Here is an 18,224-nt window from a genome sequence, read left to right as displayed (position 1 = left end):
CTCCAGTGATGGAGGCGGGGCGCTTCTTGTAGATGTGGCGGAGATATAGGGAATCGTATAGGAAAGGAGGGGAGTCCCAGCCTGTTTGATTGTACTTTGTACAGTAGATGACTTGAAAATCGGCCGAAAAATAGAATCTATGGCACTTTGTACAATTGAATTTTGTGAAAAAGGTGTTTTGGAGCACCTATCCGGAAATCAAATGTATGAAATACAATAGATAAAGTTTTAGGACGAATTAAAGCAAAATCTATTGTATGAAATGCAATCAGTGCCAAACGGTGAACCGAATGGGGGCACAGCACCTTCCAGTGTTAAGATTAATCTTGTATGAACAAACAAAAGGCTGTCCCAAGTAGTCATATATTCCATGACTATGGGACAGCCTTTTATGTTTCTTCTACTACTCGATCAATCCGCTCTTGCTCAGCAATTCATAGAGTGCAGCGGCTGCTGTCTCACGGGTTGCCGGAGCGACCGGATTGAAGGCAATGCCCGATTCGCTGGCGAAGATACCGGCTTTGGTCAGAGCTTGCAGACTGTCCTTGGCATAAGGGGCTACCTTAGCACTGTCGGAGTAAGTTGTGAACGAAGGATTAGCAACAGCCTTCAGTTCAGTGCCTGTCAGTTTCACCGCTCTGTCCAGAATGACAGCGAGTTCCTGACGGGTTACTTTTTGCGTAGGTGCAAACTTGCCATTGCCGATGCCCAGAATCAGACCGGCCTTGGAGGCTGCGGCGACATCCTTAGCGTACCAGTCCGTTGATTTCACATCGGAGAAGGTTACGCTGGTATCGGTACGAAGGCCCAGTGCACGGGTCAAGAGTGCTGTGAACTCAGCACGGGTCAGGTTGCTCTGCGGCGCAAAAGTAGTTGCCGAGGTTCCCTGGATGATCAGCTTGTCGGCCAACGTCTGGATGGCAACAGCTGATTTGGAGTTAGCGATGTCAGTGAAGGCTGCTGCCGGTTTGCTGACTGCTGCATACACGGAGAAGCCTGGACGGCTTACTGTCACAAGGGTTGTTCCGTCTGCCTGTGGTGTGAAGACAGAAGCAACCGGGGTCACCAGTCCATCTTTCTCAAACAGTACACCTGCGGTCTTCGATTCAATCTTGCCAGGTACAGTAAAGGTGCGCTTGATGAATACGTTGGTTGGAACGTTCAAGTAAGTGCTGCCTGTAGCTGTAGTCCATGAAGCTTCATAGGATACCGGGATTCCGATGACCTTGGCACCCGGAATACCTGCAATCAGCTTGCTGGCTGCATCCGGCTCTTGCTTGATTACTAGCTTCAAGCTCTGGCCTGCAGGGGAAGCAGCAAGCAAGGATACCGGCAGGGATACAGCAGATCCGGCAATATTTACAATAACGGTGCTGCCTGCTGGCATGCCTGCGAGTAATTTCAACTGCTCTGCGGTCAGGCTCAGTTCAGCAGACTTATCAGCGATACTGCTGACAGAGATGACAACGGCTGTCTTGGCAGCAGCGGCTTTAGCCAGAGCGGCCTTCAGATCGCTGTCACTGACGGTTACTGTCGTTACACCATCCTTCGATGCAGTTAGAGGTGTTACCGTTACCTGTTGAACCCCTTCTTCAACAAGGGATTTCACCGCGCCAGACACTACCACAGGAGTCGGCGTTACTACTGTGCCGCCACCCCCACCGCCACCACCGCCGCTACTGCCACTGTCGGAGACAGTGATAAAGCGGAAAGAGGTGTAGGTGCTGTAGTATGTGTCTTTGTTATAGTCAATCTTGATCGGTTTGGAATTATCTTTGGCTTTAACGCCGAGTATTTCAAGCTTGTAGACCCCATCGCTCAGACTGGCTACGGCAGGATTGCCATTGGCATCCAGAATAGGGTCGCCGTTGTGGTCATATGGATGATAGGTAGATGATATAACCGTGCTATAGTTCCCAGGTTCAAAGAACTTATCCGGCGAATCTGTAGTGGATACCTGATAAGACCCCTTCTTGACATCATCAAGGCCAATCAGATTCACTTCATAGTAATTAATATCTGTTGCTTTCAGCTTGTAGTTCAGAACCGCACCAGAATTAGTGTAGACGATTGGTTGGCTCAGTGTAGCTTCTTGAATGCCAGTACCCCAACTTGGCTGTTCTGTTGTCTTATCTACACTGATAGCAAACGGCAAGTGCAGAGTAGGAAGATTTGGTTGACCATCTGCCTTCAGTACGATATTGCCTTGCAGCGATTGTGGCACAGTATCCGCAGCGACGTTAACCTTCAGGTTGAATGTGGAGGCACTCTTCGCTGAGGCTGTTATCGATGAATTATCCAATGTAACAGAGACATGCTTGGAATCACCAGTGTTCCATTCTACGGAAGCTGAATAGGTGAGCGGGCTATCGCTCATATTCTTCAACTGTAGCACTTTGGTTGCTTCAGAGCCAGGCAGCAGAATGCCGAAGCTTGTGGATGGATTGTAGTTAATCACATTCTGCGGGACAAAGTTTTTGTCCAGAATGGAGATCGGCTCAATCGCTTGCAGCAGTGCCGGAGTGTTGATGGCATTTTCTACATTAGCTCGTCCAGGACCTTGAAGATAGAAATCTTCGGGTTCACCGTTGTAGAGGACAGGATCTGCAGTGTTTGCCAGGGCGGCACGAATATCGAATGGCGTATAGTCCTTATGCTTCTGTTTGATTAACAGTGCCAAGCCCGCTACATGCGGAGTTGCCATGCTTGTACCGCTGTTGCGCTGATAGGCTTTGGAATAATCTGCTTCAGAATGGTATTTTCCATAAGCAGGGAAGGTGGACAGCACTCCATCACCAGGAGCAACGATGTCCGGCTTGATGCTTAGATTGCCGTCGAAGTTCGGACCTAATGAGGAAAAATTAGTCATTTCATCACCTGCAGTCAGTTCCACCGGGTAATCTGTGGCAAAAGTAAAGGTGGCAGTTTTTTCTTCGGTGGCATCGATGACTCGTGCCAATTGACGTCCGAACGTACCTTGAATATCAAGGGTCGGAACATTTTGATATCCATCACCGAAATTGTAGCCCATGAAACCATTCCGGTCTTTGATGTTATCACTAAGATCTGGAACAATCTTGCCGTCAATCTCTTTTGCATTACCATTGAATATGGCAAGTGCTTTTACATTACGGGCTTTGGCATTGGCAATCTTGACATCAAAGCTCAGATCACCACGCGACACCAGAACTATGGTATCACTAAGATCGCCAGCAGGGTAATCCTCAGGTTTTCCTAGTTTAGCATAGGCGACCTTGACAGGACCTGTGCCAAAAATGGTAGCAAAATCAGATTTACCTAACTCGTAGGCCATAATATGGAACGGTTGATAAGTGTCATAAGTCACCGAAGTGACTGAATTCGGGATTTCTGCCCGGAATTGACCCGAGAAGGCATTGATAGGGCTGTTTACAGCACCCACCGAGATTCCGAGCTGGGAGGCTGCCGGGGAACCCATGGAGAAGAAACCATTTTTTCCGTTATTCCCATTAGCAATTACAGCAGTCACTCCAGAGAGTACAGCGTTATTAATCGCGATGGAGTCAGGGGAATTCACATCCTTCTCGGAATCGGAGCCGAGCGACAGGTTGATGACATCCATGCCGTCCTTCACCGCACGTTCAATTCCGTCAATGACTTGAGCGGAAGATCCGGAGGAAGTGTCCGGTTTCTCAAGATTGCGCCCCAATACTTTGTAGACATACAGGTCAGCTCCCGGAGCCACGCCCTTTTGTGCTACATCGCCTGTTGCTGCATACTGACCAATGATGGTTCCCGATACATGTGTACCGTGAGAAGTACCCGCATAGCCTACGCCATATTCGGTATCTTCTTCCGGAGTAAGCGGAACTTCTTCATAGGGATCATTGTCTTGGTAGAAGGAGTCATAACCGCCTTTATAAGCCGGGGCAATATCCGGGTGCGTGTAGTCAACACCGGTGTCAATCACACCGACTTTCAGTCCGGCTCCGTTAATCCCTTGGTCTGCCGCCCAGTCTGCATGAATCTGCTTCAGGGGAGCATTATCGTTTCTGTAAGTCACTTCGGTCACTGTCTGATCAGGGAGCGCATACCAGGTGCTGTTCGGATAAATGGAAGACACGCCGGAGATCTTCGCCAGCTCTGGGATTCGGTCAGCCGGAACGGTGACTTCAAAGCCGTTCAGAATCGTGTCGTACTTGTAATTGACAGTGAGGTCAATCTTCTTGGCTTCAGCCTTATCAAGTACTTCTTCCTGTTGGCTGTTCACCGCAGCTTCAGTCGCAGTATTGGCGAGTGCTGTAATTCCTTGTCTGGCAGCATATTTGCCGACGGCGGCAGGCTGACCGCTGAGTTGAACGATAACCCGGACAAGATTTGAAGATTTGGTGTTAATCTGTGGAGAAATATAAGGCTGATTCGCTGGAATTAAGGCTGGAAGATGATTGCCTGATACGGGTGTCTTCAAGCTGCTGGCGGCGAATGCCGCGCCCGGAATCATACTTGCAGCCACACCTAATGATAAAGTTAGTAATGATAGCTTACGAGGTAATTTTGTCCACTCCAAATGTAATCCCCTCCACAATATGATGTTGGTTCTGGCTTACATCTCTCCTGCTTCAGACAGTAGGCGGATTCTCCTTTTCTATTAATCCGGTTTATTTCCGTCAAGATTACTAGGAAAAATATTAAGAAGATTTTACCACTGGTTATTTGTAAAATCCACACAAAATTTATAGAGATTTGAGAATGTTTTCATTTATTGTGGAATGTTATGTGACACAAACAGACTTTTAAAACTACTACAGGAATCTTTAAAGACAAAAAAATACAAAATAACAGACAAAAAAACAATTTTCGTCATAAATACTGACATGTATGCTGAGAGAAAAATAGAGCTGTAATATTAGAAGTGTAGCTTCAGAATCCTGAAATCTGTAGACACCAGCGGGTGGAAGTCCGAATATTCTCTGGAGTCGCAGCCAACCCTAAATGTATAAATTCCTGTCCAAAAATCCAAAATACCCAAGTAAGCCTGAACGAATGAATACCAGGCAGAAAGCGGGGAATTCCCATGTCTGAAAAAAGTATACTGGCCTACTTCAAGACTCCGGAAGAAGCGGAAGGGGTCTCCCGTAAGCTCCAGGCCCTGCGTGCAGAGGAAATTTCCATTGACCGGTTCAGCAGGTTTGGGGGGAGCGGGCAGGAGCCGGGAGTGAATCCGGTTACCGGCAATCTGGCGGGCATGGATTCGATGACGGCGGTTAGTGACCATACGGGCATCTTAGCTGCGGCGCATACGAGCGGGAGCGGGATGAGTCACGGCGGGGATGGCGGACCGACAGGCAGAAATATTCTGCTGACAGTTATTGTAGATGCGGCTGTCCATGGTCAGGCGATGTCGCTCATTGAGGAAGCTGGCGGAATGATTTGAAGCTTAGACAATCAGATAAATACATTGGAGGCTTGATGGAAAGCTATGGACAGAGAGAACTCGAAAATCTTTTCCAAAACCGAAAAAATGAAAATGCTCTATGAGGCGAAGGCCGAGGATGTTGAATTCTCAGCAGCTGAAGCAGATCAGGAAGATATAGAGGCCATGGACCGTTCCCGGGAAGCTGACAAGCGGCAGCTGGAAGAGATCATGAAGAAGGAATAATTCGGTGAAGTCAAGAAAAGATGAGCAGTCGAATTGTTGCTGTGGATACCCTGCGCAAGTGGGGTATTTTTGTGTTGTGGCGTGTATAATGGAGAGATATGCGAAGCCGGGAGGATACATAAGTGAATACAGTGATTATGTGGGTGGGACTGGCGCTGCTGGTGGCGTTGTTAACCTTTCTGAACCAGAAACAGGTCTATTCCTCCAAAGTAAAACAAGCTTACCGGGAGCTAAGAAGGCTTGCAGAGAAGGTCCGCTCAGAGCAGTCGGAGGCGGGAGATCTGGTAGGCTGGGAAGCTTCCATCGCTGAAATGGAAAAGCACCCCAATGAATTCAACAAGCTGGACAAGGAGATCGGCCTGCGCCAGGTCTTCGTCCAGTATTTGGAGCGGCATTATCCGCAGGATACGAGACTTCCAGAGCTGCAGGAAGCAGCTGCATACCGGAAGGACAGCGTATGGGGGATTAAGATAGGGAATTAAGAAAATCATATCATTTTAAAAGCCCGAACAGCCGTTAATAGGAGTATATAGAAATAAGAGAATACCGTTCGTATATCAGTTAAAAATTGAGATGTATAGGGAGCAGTCAACATGGAAAATCTAGCAGACCAGACAGTTACAGACCAACTGGTTGTCAAAGCTTTGGAAAAGAATCTTGCTATGATCCGGTTCGATTTGGATCGCCGTGTCGCCTATGTCAATGAGATTTTTGCCCGGTCAGTGAAATATAAAGTGGAGGATATGTACGGCATGCAGCATAGGCAGCTATGCTTCCCCTCATTCGTGAACAGTCCGGATTACGAGTTGTTCTGGCAGAATCTAATGGCTGGCCGGAGCTTCCAGGACAAAATTGAACGGATGGACGCAGAGGGGAATTCGGTCTGGCTGGAAGCTACATATATGCCGGTGTTTGATGAGACAGAGACCCATGTCATTGGCGTGTCCAAGGTGGCCACCAATATCACGGAGAGACAGAATAATATGAGCCATGTCGTGGAGCGGATGCAGGGGATGGCGGATAGCCTCAATCAGCGTGCGGATAAAGGAATTGAGCGGAGCCAGGAGCTGCTGCTGAGTATTGACAGGATTGCTGAGGTGTCGAGTGAGAATACCGAAACACTGGTGAATCTGCAAAAGCAGGCGGCAGCGATCCGCGGTGTAGTGCAGACAATCCGTGATATTGCGTCCCAGACCCATCTGCTTGCCCTGAATGCAGCGATTGAGGCTGCACATGCCGGAGAATTCGGCCGGGGATTCGATGTGGTGGCTAAAGAAGTAAGAAAGCTGTCCGCAATGGTGCAGGATCAGATTACCGAAGTGCGGGACAGTGTCCAGGCCATAACGGAAGAGGTAGGCAGAATATCCACGGGCCTGAACCAGGTGCAGGATAATGTGCAGCTCAGCCAGCAGCAGATTCAAGTGGCGCTGGATGAATTCACGCTGATTGCAAGCTCAGCGCAGGAACTGGACGATCAGGCACGTGAAGTGATGAGCATTATCTGAGGTCTGCCGGACTGAAGGGTTACTCTGATTGATTCCATAACATTCTGAAAGCAACATGGAACCCATGAACTTTGGGCGGACATGCTGCTTTTTTTGAATTTCCTGCAGATGGGGGAAGCAGAAAATGAACCTTTTGAAGCCCGGGGTTGTTATAAAGGTATCCAAACAAGAAAGGAGGGCACGCTCAAGTGGACAACAAAGAATTATTCCAGACCTACAGCAAGGAGGTGTATCGCACCTGCTACTATATGGTGCATGATGCTGCCGATGCTGAGGATCTGTGTCAGGAGGTATTCATCACTCTCTTCCGCAGCGAGTGGGAGGGCATTGAATATCTGAAGGCCTGGATTATGAAAATCACCGTCAACACTTGCTTGAATCATCTGAAGCGCAGGAGCAGCCTGCAGCAGAAGCTGAAGGCGCATCTCCATATGTTCAAGGAGAATCCGCAGCCGCTGATAGATAAGCTGGTGGAGCAGAAGGAAACGAAGCTGGAATGGGCGGGATACATGTCCCTGCTCCCGGCGAAGATCAGGGCGGTGCTGACCCTGAGGTATATGCATGATTTCAGTCTGGAGGAAATCCGCCGGATGCTGGATATCCCGCTGGGGACCGTGAAGTCCAGACAGCACAAGGGGCTGCGTATGATGAAGAGGATTCTGGAAGAAGCGGGCGTTCAGCCCATAACGAAGGAGGACGATGAATATGGACAGAACCGAAGCGCAGTTAAAGCGTCGCTTAAATGAGGATCAGGAGCTGAACTATCCTGATTTCGAGCAGATGTGGGGCCGTATGGAGCAGGCTGGATATACTTCCTCCAAGGGCAGCAGCCGTGCGGGAACAAATAGTCCGGTCCGTCACCGTAACTGGCGTAAGATCACTGTCGCAGCCTCATTCAGCGTAGTGCTGATGGCTGTTCCTGTGTATGCCGCTGTGCAAGTTGACTGGGGGAATCTGCTGAACCATAGAAGCGGTGTACAGGCGGCGCTGGCACAGAATCTGGGTCAGCCGCTCGGACAGACGATCACGAAGGATGGAGTCACCCTGACGCTACATACGGCGCTCTCCGATGAGAACCGGACGGTAATTCTGTATAGTCTGGATGTTGGGGGAGACAAGGGCAACGGAATGTGGAATGTGAATGGAATGTCCCTTAAGGATGCCAAAGGGAACGGCGATGACAATGAATACTACTACCAGCAGTGGGACGAGAAAAACAAGCGGTATAACGGTTATTTCGAGACGAACTGGAGTCCGGGCCAGGAGACGGTCAAGGTAAGCCTGAGCGCAACAGGGATTCAGTCCTACTCCCAGCAGGAGGTAGACTTGAAGCTGGATACCGACTCACCGGAGCGGCAGAGCTTTCCGGTGAACAGGGATGGACTAGAGTCGTTCAGTGTTCAGTCTTTTAAGGAAGGTAATGAACAGCTAATGCTGTCCACGGCAGCAGTCTTTAATAATCAGGAAGCTAAGAGCTTGGCATACCCGCAAATCATAGCATACAGAGATGGAGAGCCTGTCAAGAACTCTCAGGCAGGAGCAATGGGCAAGCCCGGAGATAACGGGGAATACACCTCGCTTCAGTACTACAAGCCGGGTGATGTGCCCAAGGCTGACACAACGTATAAACTCAGCTACACCAAGCTTGAACGCAATATTGATGGCCCCTGGACGTTTGATTTCGAGCTGAGCAAGCAGAAAATGGCCGGCGCCACGATGAAGACGGCACTGGATCTGCCGCTGGAAGCGGAAGACGCCAGTAACCGGATTGAGCAAATGGTAGTAACACCTACACAAATCCGTGTGTCCATCCGGACTAAAGCCAAATTCGCTGAGCTGCCTTATGTGAATTATACTCTTGAGGTGGGCGGACAGAAGCTGGAAGGCGGATTGTGGTATTCGACATCGGAGGACAAGGATCTGAGGACGCTGCGCTTCGAACGGCCGGTAAATCTTGAGATTACAAAGACAACGCCAATGACACTTGTAGGTAATTATAAGGTTACCCGGCATGAGGATGACAAGAAGCCACTGGAATTAAACAACATCTCCAGCGAGAAGCAGACGTTAATCCGGCAAACCGGCGGTTATCCGGTGCAGTGGACGTACTATATGCAGGGTGCGGATCTCTATGTAGAGATGAAGAGCGATGATCCCCATTTTGGCGGTGTGAATCAGACACATATCGGCACCGGTAAAGATCGAATCTTGGGTAAAATAGTGACCGTAGGCTTCCGTGGAGACGGAAACAACCGCAGCATTGATGTGTATAAGGATTTCAAAGGAACAGAGGCTTCAATATACATGTTCTTCTACTCTACCAATGAGCCGGACAAGGAGACACGTGTGAAGCTGCAAGGACAATAGTGACATTATTTTAACGGGAAGAACCTTGTGTTCTTCTCTTTTTTTCGTATACAGTTAGAAGATATGGCTATGAAGAGTGGCCAATAACATAAGACAAAGGAGAGATAGACTGTGGAACTAACCCGTTGTGACTGGGTGAATACAGACCCGGTATATATAGCTTATCATGATGAGGAGTGGGGCAAGCCGCTGACAGATGACTTGAAGTTGTTCGAGCTGCTGATGCTGGAGGGGATGCAGGCCGGGCTAAGCTGGTATACGGTGCTGAAGAAGCGGGAGGGCTTCCGCGAGGCTTTTGACGGATTTGATCCGGAGAAGATTGTGCTGTATGGGGAGGACAAAGTCGAAGAGCTGATGCAAAATGTGGGGATTGTGCGCAACCGTCTGAAGATTAAGGGAGTGATTACCAATGCACAGGTGTACCAGCAGATCTGCCGCGAGGAAGAGGGAGGCTTTGCCGGTTATCTGTGGAGCTTCGTCGGCGGGACGCCGGTTGTGAACCACTGGAAGAACAGAGCGGAGGTCCCTGCGACCACTCCCCAGTCTGATCAGATGAGTAAGGCGCTGAAGCGCAAAGGGATGAAGTTTATCGGCTCGACGATTTGTTACGCTTTTATGCAGGCCTCCGGGATGGTAGATGACCATGCGCTGGATTGTTTTTGCCGCAGCACCCCTGCTGTTATAGAGAGTTGAACGGCAGTTTGGCGCTGAACGGGTAAGAAATGCTATACTAGCTAAGATAAGCTTCGAGGGACATTATGCTCCCAAAACTGAGTCTATGCTTCCGAAGTAAGTTTGTTCGAAGCAGAATCAAGAGAAGTAACGCTCGCAAAACTTTTAGGAGGATTCATTACCATGCTATGGCACGAATTGACGGTACATACAACGGAGGAAGCACAGGAGATGATCTCCAATCTGCTGGTTGAAGCCGGAGCGGGCGGAGTCTCTATTGAAGAATCCGGGACGCTGAATAAAGTCCGGGATACACGTTACGGTGAATTATACGATGAACCGCTCAATGATATCCCCGAAGGGGAAGCGGTCATTAAAGGATATTATGCGGAATCGGTGGACATGGACGCGGTTGTGTCCGAGGTGACGCCAAGGGTGGAAGAGCTGAGGGAATTCGGGATTGACCCCGGGCTGGCGCAGATCTCTTGGAAGACAGTGGATGAGGATGATTGGGCCCATGCCTGGAAGCAGTACTTCAAGCCGCTGCGCGTCTCTGAGCGGCTGACCATTAAGCCGACATGGGAAGAATATACCCCGGCCTCTGCCGATGAGAAAATCATTGAGCTCGACCCCGGAATGGCCTTCGGAACCGGGACGCATCCGACAACGGCGCTGTGCCTGCGCGCTCTTGAGAAGCATATTGTCAGCGGCGACGAAGTCATCGATGTAGGAACAGGCTCCGGCATCCTTGCTGTCGGAGCGATGCTGCTCGGTGCCGCCTCCGTCCTGGCGCTGGATCTGGACCCGGTCGCCGTGGAGAGTGCCCGCGAGAATGTGGCGCTGAACCGGCTGGTGTCAGCCATCACCGTCAAGGAGAGCGACCTGCTCTCGCTGCTGGGCGGTGAGGGGGCGGCGGATACCGCAGCCGGAGAGATGTGGCCTTCAGCCCGGCCGAGCAATACGGCTGACCAAGAGGCCGTTCCTGTTGTTGCCCCGGCGGCAGACGGGCTGGGAGTGACTCTGCCGGTCCGTGTGGTCGTGGCGAATATTCTGGCCGAGATTATTGTGCTGTTCACGGACGATGTCTATCGTGCGCTTCAGCCGGAGGGGATCTATATTACCTCGGGGATTTATAAGGATAAGGAAGGGCTGGTCGCGGAAGCGCTGAAGTCCTCCGGTTTCGAGATTTTAGAAGTAACCCGCGAAGAAGACTGGGTGGCGTTCACAGCCGGAAAGAGGTAGACATGGGTTCCCTGGATCAAATTTTAGTATATCCTTTGCAGCAGCTTCCGTTTTTTCTGATTACGATTGTTATTGCGTTTACGGTGCATGAATTTGCCCACGCTTATTTTGCCAATAAATTCGGGGACCCTACAGCGCGTTTGCTGGGCCGTATGACCTTGAATCCGGCGGTGCACTTTGATCTCTTCGGTATCATTCTGCTGCTGATTGCGGGCTTCGGCTGGGCGCGACCGGTTCCCGTGAACCGGGATAACTTCCGCCGTCCCCGCCTGATGGGTGTTATCGTGTCAGCCGCCGGGCCGATCAGCAATCTGCTGCTGGGTATTCTGGGCGCGCTGATCTATGCGATTCTTGTGGGAACAGGTACGATGGATTCGATCAAGAACGAGCAGGTGCTTCGTGCGCTGATCTGGTTCTTCGGAATGTTCATTCATTTCAACTTCTTCCTCTTCGTATTTAACCTGATTCCGCTGCCGCCGCTGGATGGTTACCGGATCGTTGAGGATATCGCACCGCGTCCGATCCGTGGAAGACTTCAGCAGTATGAGCAGTATACGGTTTTCCTGTTCCTGCTGATCATCTTCATTCCGGGTCTGCGCGCCTATACGATAGAACCGCTTAGTTATTGGGCGACACGTACGGGTAATGATTTCTTCCAGCTGTTCCTAAAAATGTTCGGGGTCTGAGCAGAGCAGTACGGACAGGGACTGTTCAGTGCATGGCAAACGTTGTAGAATATAATGTGATTATTAAGTAGATGAATGATACGTGTGAAGCGGCGGCCGGGACCTGATTTGGCGGGGACTACGCCGCTTTTACGCTGAATAACGGACAGGATGAGGATGAGAGATGCAGCGTTATTTCGTAACTCCGGCACAGTTCGGACAAGACAAGGTTAGCATTGACGGTGAAGACGCCCGCCACATTGCCAAGGTCATGCGCGGTAAGGCCGGGGACAAGCTGATTGTCAGCGACGGCGTGTCCCGCGAGGCGCTGGCCGAGATTGCTGACATAGAGATCGGCCTGGTCACCGTGAGCATACTGGAGCCTCTGGCCATGACTCATGAGCCGCGTATCCAGATTACCGTCGCCCAGAGCCTGCCCAAAGGGGACAAGCTGGAGACGGTCATTCAGAAATGCACGGAGATCGGGGCTGTAGCCTTCACGCCGTTCCTCTCAGAGCGGACGATCGTGCAGTACGATGAGCGCAAGGAGAGTAAGCGGGTAGAGCGCTGGCGCAAAATCTGCAAGGAGGCTGCCGAACAGGCGCACCGGAATATTGTTCCGCAGGTGCATTCACCGCTCAGCTGGAAGCAGCTGCTGGGGAGCTTCAGCGGCTATGACGCCGTCTATTTCTGCTATGAGAAGGAAGAGGGCCTCCAGCTCCGCAGCGCAGCCGCGCCATGGCTGGCATCGCTTCCGCCGGAGGCTGCGGCCAAAGTGATGATCGTTGTAGGGCCGGAGGGCGGCTTCAGTACGGAGGAATGCCGGCTGGCTGAGGAAGCCGGAGCAGTCTCTGTCGGGCTGGGGCCGCGTATTCTGCGCTGTGAAACCGCAGGTATGGTTGCCGCCGCCTGCATTTTATATGAATCCGGAGAAATGGGGGGAGCTTAAACCATGCCATCTGTAGCTTTTTATACACTGGGCTGCAAAGTCAATTTCTATGATACCGAGGCCATCTGGCAGCTCTTTAAGAATGATGGATACGAGCAGGTAGATTTCGAGGGTTCCGCCGATGTCTATCTGATTAACACCTGTACGGTGACCAATACGGGGGATAAAAAAAGCCGGCAGATGATCCGCCGGGCGGTCCGACGCAATCCTGACGCCATCGTAGCGGTTACTGGCTGCTACGCGCAGACCTCTCCCGGAGAGATCTTGGATATCCCCGGAGTCGATCTGGTGATCGGCAACCAGGACCGGGAGCAGATCATGACCCATGTGAAGAATATTCAGGAGTCGCGCCAGCCGGTGAATGCGGTCCGCAACATTATGAAGACACGTGAGTTCGAGGAGATGGATGTGCCCGGGTTCGCTGACCGGACGCGGGCGTTCATGAAGATTCAGGACGGCTGCAACAACTTCTGCACCTTCTGCATCATTCCCTGGTCGCGCGGTCTGTCGCGCAGCCGTGATCCGAAATCGATTGTTGCCCAGGCGCATCAGCTGGTGGAGGCCGGATACAAGGAATTCGTATTGACCGGTATTCATACCGGCGGGTACGGGGACGATCTGGACAACTACCGCCTCGCTGACCTGCTCTGGGAGCTGGATCAGGTGGACGGGCTGGAGCGGGTGCGGATCAGCTCCATTGAGGCCAGTCAGATTGACGAGAAGCTGCTGGAGGTGCTGAACCGCAGCACCAAGATGTGCCGCCATCTGCATATTCCGCTTCAGGCGGGCCATAACGAGGTGCTGAAGGCGATGCGCCGGAAGTATACCACGGAAGAGTATTTTGCCAAAATGCAGCTGATCCGCCAGGCCATGCCGGATGTGGGGATCACTACCGATGTGATTGTTGGCTTCCCGGGCGAGACGGATGAGATGTTCCGGGCAGGCTATGACTTCATGAAGGCGGTCAACTATTCGGAGATGCATGTCTTCCCGTATTCCAAACGGACCGGAACCCCGGCTGCGCGGATGCTGAATCAGGTCGATGAGGAGATCAAGAATGCGCGTGTGCAGGAGCTGATCGATCTCTCCGAGGAGATGCAGCTGGCGTATGCCCGGCAGTTCGTCGGCAAGACGTTATCCGTGATCCCGGAGCGGGCGGCTAAAGGCTCGGCGGGACGCAGCATACAGCACGGCTTCAGCGACAACTATCTCCAGGTGCTGTTTGGCGGCGACGATTCACTGCAGGGCGAGCTGTGCCAGGTGAAGGTAACCGAAGCCGGCGTGAATGAATGCCGGGGCGAGCTTGTTAGTGTTAGCCGGGCAGTAGCTGGACTGCGTGAAAGCGTCCGATAGGACAGATGCTTACGAATGAAAGGGTGTCTACTTAGCCGATGATGGCGATTAGGCATCCTTTTTGCCGAGACCGTAATTATCTATATAAATTGGACTTGAAAATATACAAATCATGAAATCTGTAGACAACAGCGGCCGGAAGTCCAAAACTTCTCTGGAGTTACGGCTATCCCATACTGAAAAAATTAAAGGTACATTTTATATAGTTACAAAGACCTGAATTTGCCCGGGAATCGTGAAATATGGAAAATGGGGTAAAGACATGGGCTGTATATGTCGATATAGTGGAAGAGTGTGGTAAAATTCCACCGATAATCAGACCGTCTAAGGAGAGAACAGATGACCGTGTACAGGAAAATGACAAAAACGCTCCTCATTATGATATTGCTCGTTGTAGCCGCTTTTCCGGTAAACGTCTTTGCCGCTGCTGGAGACACTATCTCTATTGAATTCGACAGCGCAGCCAAGGTTGAGCTTACCGTGGGCCAATCACCGAAGCAGCTTAAGGTATATGCCAATGTAGAGGGCTCCGCTTCCAAGCGGGATGTAACGGCAGCCGCCACATGGACCTCCTCGAAGCAGGAAGTCGTAACAGTGCTGAACGGTCAGCTTAAGCCGGTGGATGCCGGAACGGCAATGATTACAGCAACCTACAATAATGCAATAGCTTCGGTAGAGGTGTCGGTCTCCCATTCCTTCAAGGAACTGAAATTGACCCGCAGTACAGAGGGCAGCTATAAATTAGGCGACAAAGAGGAATTGCTGTCCGTTACGGCAACCGCCATCGGCGGAACTTCAGCCACGGCGCAGAAGGATGTAACGAAGGACGTTGAATGGAGCAGCTCGAATACAGGCGTGCTGACCATAGCAGCAGGCAAGATTACTCTGGTCGGTGAAGGTAAGGCTACCATTACCGCCAAGTACAAAGGATTAACCGAAACGATCAAAGCGGTGGTGGAGCTTCCTTATGCCGCCATTATGCTCAAAGACCAGAAGGATACTGTTGTCAAAGAACTCGAAATGCTGGTCGGGGATAATCCGGTGCATGTGAAAGCAGTGACCAAAGCTACAGCGGTGAGTCCAGAGCTCACGATCGACAAAGAGGCAGAGTGGAGCAGCTCCAGCGAAAGTGTAGCAACAGTAAAAGACGGCGAGATTACCATTCTCGGCGTGGGCAAGACTGTCATTACCGCAAGCTATCTGGGTGTCACCCAGTCGGTGGATGTCTATGTACGCGCACCTTATGAAGCGCTTGTGCTGAAGCCTTCCGGCGACCAGTCGCTTTTCCTGGGGGAGAGTCTGAATGTAACGGCAATGATGCGCAATGCGGTCAATTCTACCTCGAACGAAACAGCATCCGCAGTCTGGACCTCTGACAACCTGATGAACGCTACGGTGACTGCCAATACGGCGGATGCGGCCAACGCTTTTGCCACGGTAACAGGTAAAGCGGTAGGGACCTCGATCATTAAGGCGAGTTATCTGGGCATCAGCAAAACCTTCAAAATCACCGTCCTTCCAACCCTGACTGAGCTCAGTCTGGAGAAGACGGAACAGGAAATATACACGGCGGATGCGGTTAGCCTGCCGAAGGTGAACGGAACCAAGTATGACGGAACCAAGCTGGACATCAGTGATGAGATGGAGTGGATCTCTGCGAATGAAGAGATTGTGTCCATCAAGGACGGAAAGTTTGTCGGCGGCAAGGCAGGCACCGCTATACTGACCGGGAAGTTCAAGAATGGCGAAGTGACCTCCGCTTCTGCTACAGCCATCCGGTCCAAGACCGTTCAATTTAATGTAACGGTTCAGAACAAAGTGCTGGTCCTGATTGGGCCGGATGAAGCACTGGGCGTAGTCATTGGTGAAGAACTACCGTTGCCTGCTGTCCAGGCTGTACTGGAGAATGGCGACGAGCTGGATGTATCGGGAAGCATTAAGTGGGAGCTAAGCGGCAGCAATGCCGTTCTTAAGCAGACAAGCACTGCGAAGACCCTCAAGGGACTGGCGAAAGGTACAGCAACCCTGAAGGGGACCTACTCTAACAAGACGATCAGTGTTCCGGTAACGATTGAACAGAAGGTTGTGAAGCTGGTTGTGGAACCGGCAACGCTGGAGATGAATATCAAGGCCTCCAAGAGCATTAAGGTCACCGGGTATTTCTCCAACGGCAAGTCTGCCAACTTCTCAGGGGCGATGAACTGGGAATCTTCCAACCCTGCTGTAGCCTCAATCAAAGGCACTTCCGTCAAAGCCCTGGCAGAAGGTACAACTACACTGAGCGGCTCCTATCAGGGGATTCAGGCAACGGTCAAGATCAATGTTGTTCCCAAGCTGATGAAGCTGACGGTCAGTGAGAAACGGCTGAGCCTTGCGCCGGGTGCAGGCAAAAGCGTGGTTGTAACCGCGCTGTATGATACCGGCCGGACTGCGGTAGTCACAGGAAGCATGGTCTGGACCAGCTCCAAATCCTCTGTAGCCAAGGTGAATGCCACCGGGATGATTACAGCAGTGAGCAAGGGGAGCGCATCTATTAAAGGAAAACTGGGAGCTAAGTCAGTCTCGGTATATGTTAGTGTGAAATAGTGTAAGGCTGCTGGCGGTTTGAGCGGCAACGAGAAGACCTGTACATTCGTCCATATGGACGGTGTGCAGGTTTTTTGTTTATGGTGAGGAATCGGAATGCTCAAAATTAATAAGGTAGGGGTATCACATTTAAACGCGAATGTATGTTCCTTTTATTATATACAATCCCAAATAAATGGAATACAATCACATTAGAACAAGCTCAAACCTATAAAAGGAGGCGAAACATATTTCTATACCACATGATGAAGCTTTCAAGAAGCTGCTGGAGACGTTCTTTGAAGAATTCATAGAGTTGTTTTTTCCTGAACTGCATGCCATGCTGGACTATAGTGAGACCCGGTTTTTAATGCAGGAGTTATTGGTAGATATTGTCGGAGAAGAAGCGCGTGAGCTGGATTTGCTGCTGGAGACCCGCTACAAAGGACTGGACGGTTATATCCTAATTCACCTGGAACCGCAATCGTATAGGGATACCGCATTCCGTGAGAGAATGTTTATTTACTTCAGCCGTCTATTCGAGCGCTACCGCAAAGACCATAAGCTGATTATTCCGATTGCGATCTTTACCTCAGATGAGGTCCGGGAAGAGCCGGACACGCTGGAGATGTCTATTCCGGAGCATTCCATTCTGCGCTTCCAATTCCTTAAGGTGGAGCTGCGTAAGCAGAGCTGGCGGCGATTCATCGACTCAGACAATGCAGTGGCTGCTGCGTTATTAGCGAAGATGGGTTATACTACAAGAGAAGCAAGAGAAGTGCGCCGGGAATTCCTGCGTATGTTCATTAAGCTCAGGACACGGTTGGATCAGGGACGGCTGGCGCTGATTATGTCAGTGGCCGATTTGTATTTCAAGCCGGACCGGATACAGGATGAGGAGATTCTAAGAGAATTAATCGATCATTACCCGGAGGAGGGAGAAGTCATTATGGAATTGATGCCAGCCTGGAAGCGTTGGGGATACGAAGAGGGCAAAGCGGAAGGTATTGAGGAAGGCAAAGCAGAAGGTATTGAGGAAGGCAAAGCAGAAGGAAAAGAAGAAGGTCAGGCGGAGCTCATTCGTAAATTGCTGCTTAATGGATTTTCTCCCGAAGTGGTCTCTAAGGCTGTTGAACTGCCGCTGGATACGATTAAGAAGCTGATGTAAATATAGACCTGGGGCCAATATCGGTGGCCCTGGGTCTTTTTTTAGGATCTTTTCTGTAATTCTATAAAATTGTTACTATGACAGAGCGCTGACTCACAAT

14 protein-coding genes are annotated in these 18,224 nt (G+C 50.8%); 13 read left to right on the top strand and 1 reads right to left on the bottom strand.

Features of this window, described 5'->3' with window-relative positions:
- Positions 1-403: 403 nt before the first annotated feature.
- Positions 404-4,546 carry a S8 family serine peptidase gene (locus ACFSX3_RS20305; RefSeq protein ID WP_379313195.1) on the bottom strand — a complete coding sequence of 1,381 codons (4,143 nt, stop codon included), beginning with the start codon at positions 4,544-4,546 and terminating at the stop codon, positions 404-406.
- A gap of 507 nt (positions 4,547-5,053) precedes the next feature.
- Here ACFSX3_RS20305 and ACFSX3_RS20300 point away from each other — a divergent pair.
- The 13 genes from ACFSX3_RS20300 to ACFSX3_RS20240 all read left to right on the top strand — a co-directional run bounded on the left by ACFSX3_RS20300 (position 5,054) and on the right by ACFSX3_RS20240 (position 18,124).
- Positions 5,054-5,413 carry a hypothetical protein gene (locus tag ACFSX3_RS20300; protein ID WP_209987741.1) on the top strand — a complete coding sequence of 120 codons (360 nt, stop codon included), beginning with the start codon at positions 5,054-5,056 and terminating at the stop codon, positions 5,411-5,413.
- A gap of 45 nt (positions 5,414-5,458) precedes the next feature.
- Positions 5,459-5,638, top strand: coding sequence for a YfhD family protein (locus ACFSX3_RS20295; protein ID WP_209987744.1), 180 nt, complete (start codon positions 5,459-5,461; stop codon positions 5,636-5,638).
- Positions 5,639-5,760: 122 nt separating this feature from the next.
- A complete protein-coding gene (locus ACFSX3_RS20290) occupies positions 5,761-6,120 on the top strand; it encodes a hypothetical protein (RefSeq protein WP_209987746.1) in 360 nt (119 codons plus the stop codon).
- A gap of 111 nt (positions 6,121-6,231) precedes the next feature.
- Positions 6,232-7,143 (top strand): methyl-accepting chemotaxis protein, encoded by a 912-nt coding sequence (locus ACFSX3_RS20285; protein ID WP_209987750.1) that lies wholly within the window; start codon positions 6,232-6,234, stop codon positions 7,141-7,143.
- A 248-nt stretch (positions 7,144-7,391) separates the two neighbouring features.
- The gene (locus tag ACFSX3_RS20280; RefSeq protein WP_379258637.1) at positions 7,392-7,889 is read left to right on the top strand and encodes an RNA polymerase sigma factor; all 498 of its coding nucleotides are present in this window, start codon (positions 7,392-7,394) and stop codon (positions 7,887-7,889) included.
- Positions 7,849-9,510, top strand: coding sequence for a DUF4179 domain-containing protein (locus ACFSX3_RS20275; RefSeq protein ID WP_209987755.1), 1,662 nt, complete (start codon positions 7,849-7,851; stop codon positions 9,508-9,510). Before ACFSX3_RS20280 ends, ACFSX3_RS20275 begins: the two co-directional genes overlap by 41 nt.
- A 111-nt stretch (positions 9,511-9,621) precedes the next feature.
- Positions 9,622-10,203, top strand: a complete 582-nt coding sequence (locus tag ACFSX3_RS20270; protein WP_209987758.1) for a DNA-3-methyladenine glycosylase I — start codon at positions 9,622-9,624, stop codon at positions 10,201-10,203.
- A 162-nt stretch (positions 10,204-10,365) separates the two neighbouring features.
- Complete coding sequence (gene prmA / locus ACFSX3_RS20265; protein WP_209987761.1) at positions 10,366-11,424, top strand: 50S ribosomal protein L11 methyltransferase; 1,059 nt, start codon at positions 10,366-10,368, stop codon at positions 11,422-11,424.
- 2 nt (positions 11,425-11,426) lie between these two features.
- Positions 11,427-12,110, top strand: coding sequence for a site-2 protease family protein (locus ACFSX3_RS20260; protein WP_209987764.1), 684 nt, complete (start codon positions 11,427-11,429; stop codon positions 12,108-12,110).
- A gap of 163 nt (positions 12,111-12,273) precedes the next feature.
- Complete coding sequence (locus tag ACFSX3_RS20255) at positions 12,274-13,038, top strand: RsmE family RNA methyltransferase (protein ID WP_209987767.1); 765 nt, start codon at positions 12,274-12,276, stop codon at positions 13,036-13,038.
- 3 nt (positions 13,039-13,041) lie between these two features.
- Complete coding sequence (gene mtaB, locus ACFSX3_RS20250) at positions 13,042-14,391, top strand: tRNA (N(6)-L-threonylcarbamoyladenosine(37)-C(2))-methylthiotransferase MtaB (protein WP_209987769.1); 1,350 nt, start codon at positions 13,042-13,044, stop codon at positions 14,389-14,391.
- A gap of 339 nt (positions 14,392-14,730) precedes the next feature.
- On the top strand, positions 14,731-16,977 hold the full coding sequence (locus ACFSX3_RS20245; protein ID WP_209987772.1) for an Ig-like domain-containing protein: 2,247 nt from the start codon (positions 14,731-14,733) through the stop codon (positions 16,975-16,977).
- Between the two features lie 229 nt (positions 16,978-17,206).
- Positions 17,207-18,124 (top strand): Rpn family recombination-promoting nuclease/putative transposase, encoded by a 918-nt coding sequence (locus tag ACFSX3_RS20240; RefSeq protein WP_209988486.1) that lies wholly within the window; start codon positions 17,207-17,209, stop codon positions 18,122-18,124.
- Positions 18,125-18,224 lie beyond the last annotated feature (100 nt).

Origin of the sequence: Paenibacillus rhizoplanae (assembly GCF_042684125.1) — a bacterium.
Taxonomy (GTDB): Bacteria; Bacillota; Bacilli; order Paenibacillales; family Paenibacillaceae; genus Paenibacillus_AQ; species Paenibacillus_AQ rhizoplanae.
Note: the sequence above shows the minus strand (reverse complement) of the source record. Positions and strands in the feature narration are given on the sequence as shown.